Annotated in this window: 2 protein-coding genes; both read left to right on the top strand. The window is 66.1% G+C overall.

Annotated elements, in window-relative coordinates:
* Nucleotides 1–105: 105 nt before the first annotated feature.
* Nucleotides 106–1,260 (top strand): macrolide transporter subunit MacA, encoded by a 1,155-nt coding sequence (macA, locus tag HU772_RS12740; RefSeq protein WP_186659391.1) that lies wholly within the window; start codon nt 106–108, stop codon nt 1,258–1,260.
* Between the two features lie 2 nt (nt 1,261–1,262).
* Complete coding sequence (locus HU772_RS12735) at nt 1,263–3,263, top strand: MacB family efflux pump subunit (RefSeq protein ID WP_186659390.1); 2,001 nt, start codon at nt 1,263–1,265, stop codon at nt 3,261–3,263.
* The last annotated feature ends 801 nt before the right edge of the window (nt 3,264–4,064 follow it).

Raw genomic sequence — 4,064 nt, 5'->3', positions numbered from 1 at the left:
GGTCGGGCGAGGGCAGTGCCCTCGAGGATGAATGTCTGTAGGAGCGGCCTTGTGCCGCGAAAGGGCCGCAACGCGGCCCCCCTCTTCGATCAGTAGTAGGCACTCATGAATAACAGCAAGTTTCGCAAGATCACCCTCGGCGCCGCGGTTGCCCTGGTCGCCGGCATCGTGCTGTACGCCGTGCAGGCCCCGGCCAAGGCGCCGCAGTACATCACCGCCAGCGTCGAACGCGGCGATATCGAGAACGCGGTGCTGGCCACCGGCACCCTGGAGGGCATTCGCCAGGTGGACGTCGGCGCCCAGGTGTCCGGGCAGTTGAAGTCGCTCAAGGTCAAGCTGGGCGACAAGGTCAGCGAAGGCCAGTGGCTGGCCGAAATTGACCCGTTGGTGCCGCAGAACACCCTGCGCCAGGCCGAGGTCGATGCCGAGAAGCTGCAGGCCGAACGGCGCTCGGTACAGGCCAAGCTCAAGCAGGCCAAGCGCGTATACGAGCGCTACGACGTGCTCCAGGCCGACGAGTCGATCTCGCGTCAGGACTTCGAGAACGCCGAGTCGGAGTTCGAGGTGCAACAAGCCAACCTGCGCTCGCTGGACGCGCAGATCAAGAGCGCCCAGGTGCAGATCGACACGGCCCGGGTCAACCTCGGCTACACCCGCATCGTCGCGCCAATCGACGGCCATGTGGTGGGTATCGTCACCCAGGAAGGCCAGACGGTGATTTCCAACCAGCTGGCGCCGGTGATCCTCAAGCTGGCCGACCTCGACACCATGACCATCAAGGCCCAGGTGTCGGAGGCCGACGTGATCCATATCAGCCCCGGCCAGCAGGTGTACTTCACCATCCTCGGCGATGACCAGCGCTACTACGCCAAGCTGCGCGGCACGGAACCGGCGCCGCAGAACTACCTGGAGAGCAGCGACAAGAACGGCGGCGCGGCCAAGCAGGCCAGCGCGGTGTTCTACAACGCGCTGTTCGAGGTGCCCAACCCCGAGCATCGCCTGCGCATCTCGATGACCGCCCAGGTGCGTATCGTCCTCGACACCGCCCAGGGTGTGCTGACCGTGCCGGTGGCGGCGCTGGGCCCGCGCGAGGCCGACGGCAGCTTCCCGGTGCGGGTCCTCGACAGCAAGGGCTTCGCCCAGGTGCGCAAGGTCCAGGCGGGGATCAACAACAACGTCAAGGTACAGGTCAAGGCCGGCTTGGCCGAAGGCGACCGGGTGGTGATCGGCGAACCGGTGTCGGGCGAGGCGGGGGCGTGAGCATGAACCTGAATGTCGAACTGTCGCCGCAGCATGCGCGCATGGCAGGCAACCAACAGCCGTTGTTGCGTCTGCAAGGGGTCAGCCGCAGCTTCATGGCCGGCGATCGAGAATTCCTCGCGCTCAAGGACATCGACCTGCAGATCCAGGCCGGTGAGCTGGTAGCGATCATCGGTGCCTCGGGCTCGGGCAAGTCGACCTTGATGAACATCCTCGGCTGCCTGGACCACGCCAGTGCCGGCAGTTACCAGGTCAGCGGCCAGGAGACCCGCGAGCTGGACGACGACGCCCTGGCCGCGCTGCGCCGCGACCACTTCGGTTTCATCTTCCAGCGCTATCACCTGTTGCCGCACCTGGATGCCCTGCGCAACGTGGAAATCCCGGCGGTGTACGCCGGCATGCCCCAGGGCGGGCGTTACCAGCGTGCCCGCGAACTGTTGACGCGCCTGGGCCTGGCCGGCCACCTGGGGCACCGTCCCAGCCAGTTGTCGGGTGGCCAGCAACAACGGGTGAGTATCTGCCGGGCCTTGATGAACGGCGGCGAGGTGATCCTCGCCGACGAGCCCACCGGCGCCCTCGACACCGCCAGCGGCAAGGAAGTGATGAACATCCTGCTGGAGCTGCACGGTGCCGGGCACACGGTGATCCTGGTGACCCACGACCCCAAGGTCGCCGCCCACGCCGAACGCATCATCGAGGTCAGCGACGGGCAGATCGTCAGCGACCGGCGCAGCGTGCGCGAGGTGCCGACGGCTGGCGTCGGGCAAGCGCCCCGCAAGGCTTCGCCACGGCGCCTGGTGGCCAGCCTCGGGCTGTTCCGCGAGGCCTTCAAGATGGCCTGGATCGCCTTGGTCTCGCACCGTATGCGCACCTTGCTGACCATGCTCGGGATCATCATCGGCATTACCTCGGTGGTGTCGATCTCGGCCATCGGCGAAGGCGCCAAGGGCTATGTACTCAAGGACATCCAGGCGATCGGCAGCAACACCATCGACATCTACTCCGGCAACAGCTTCGGCGACAGCCGAGCCAAGGCCATCGAAACCCTGGTGCCGGCCGATGTCACCGCGCTGAACGAACTGTACTACGTCGACAGCGCCACCCCGGTGATCGGCCAGAGCTCGCTGGTGCGCTACCGCAACATCGACGCCGACGTGCAGCTCAACGGCGTCAGCGAACAGTACTTCCAGGTGCGCAACATCCCGCTGGCGGCGGGGATCGTGTTCAGCGCCGAGGATGCCCGGCGCCAGGCGCAGGTGGTGGTGATCGACCACAACACCCGCAAGCGCCTGTTCGGTGCCGGGGTCAACCCGCTGGGCCAGGTGATTTTGGTGGGCAAGTTGCCGTGCACGGTGATCGGCGTGGCCGCCGAGAACAAGAACCTGTTCGTCGCCGGCAACACGCTCAACGTGTGGATGCCCTACGAGACCGCCGCCGGCCGGGTGCTCGGCCAGCGTCACCTGGACAGCATCAGCGTGCGGATCAAGGACGGCATGCCGAGCAAGCGGGTGGAGGAGGAGGTCAACAAGCTGATGCTGCAGCGCCACGGCACCAAGGACTTCTTCACCAACAACCTCGACAGCATCATGCAGACGGTGCAGAAGACCAGCCGCTCGCTGACGTTGCTGCTGTCGCTGATCGCGGTGATTTCCCTGGTGGTGGGCGGGATCGGGGTGATGAACATCATGCTGGTGTCGGTCACCGAGCGGACCCGCGAGATTGGCATTCGCATGGCGGTGGGGGCACGGCAGTCGGACATCCGCCAGCAGTTTTTGGTGGAGGCGGTGATGGTGTGCCTGATGGGCGGGGTGGTCGGGATTGGTTTGTCGTATGGGATCGGCTATCTGTTCGCGTTGTTCGTCAAACAGTGGGAGATGGTGTTTTCACTGGGGTCGATCGTGACCGCGTTTGTCTGTTCGACCCTGATCGGAGTCCTGTTCGGCTTCGTGCCGGCTCGCAATGCGGCGCGGCTTGATCCCATCGAGGCACTGGCACGGGATTAGTTTGTGTGGGGGCGCAAGACCTGCGATCAGCGCGGTCCCTGTGGGAGCGGCTTCAGCCGCGAACACCGGCACAGCCGGTGCCAGGCACCATGTCGCTTGCTTCGCGGGCAAGCCCGCTCCCACAGGTGTGGTGCATGCCCTGAGGTCTAGTGCATGCCCTGAGGCCGGCGCGATCCCTGTGGGAGCGGCTTTAGCCGCGAACACCGGCATAGCCGGTGCCAGGCCACCGCGTCGCTTGCTTCGCGGGCAAGCCCGCTCCCACAGGTGTAGTGCATGCCATGAGGTCGGCGCGGTCCCTGTAGGAGCGGCTTCAGCCGCGAACACCGGCATAGCCGGTGCCAGGCCACCGCGTCGCTTGCTTCGCGGGCAAGCCCGCTCCCACAGGTGTAGTGCATGCCATGAGGTCGGCGCGGTCCCTGTGGGAGCGGCTTCAGCCGCGAACACCGGCATAGCCGGTGCCAGGCCACCGCGTCGCTTGCTTCGCGGGCAAGCCCGCTCCCACAGGTGTAGTGCATGCCATGAGGCCGGCGCGGTCCCTGTGGGAGCGGCTTCAGCCGCGAACACCGGCACAGCCGGTGCCAGGCACCATGTCGCTTGCTTCGCGGGTAAACCCGCTCCCACAGGTGTGGTGCATGTCCTGAGGCCGGCGCGATCCCTGTGGGAGCGGCTTTAGCCGCGAACACCGGCACAGCCGGTGCCAGGCACCGCGTTGCTTGCTTTGCGGCAGTTCGGCGCCCCGATGAACCCGCATCCCAAAAAAAGAACCGCGGCGCCAGGGAGAGACCGACGCCACGGTCCAAG

The organism is Pseudomonas xantholysinigenes (genome assembly GCF_014268885.2).
In the GTDB taxonomy this organism is placed as follows: Bacteria; Pseudomonadota; Gammaproteobacteria; order Pseudomonadales; family Pseudomonadaceae; genus Aquipseudomonas; species Aquipseudomonas xantholysinigenes.
The sequence above is the reverse complement of the archived record's forward strand: the minus strand, read 5'-3'. Positions and strand labels throughout refer to the sequence as shown.

Coding starts and splice junctions, on each gene's coding strand:
- macA (WP_186659391.1), top strand. CDS start 106: ATGAATAACAGCAAGTTTCGCAAGATCACCCTCGGCGCCGCGGTTGCC.
- HU772_RS12735 (WP_186659390.1), top strand. CDS start 1,263: ATGAACCTGAATGTCGAACTGTCGCCGCAGCATGCGCGCATGGCAGGC.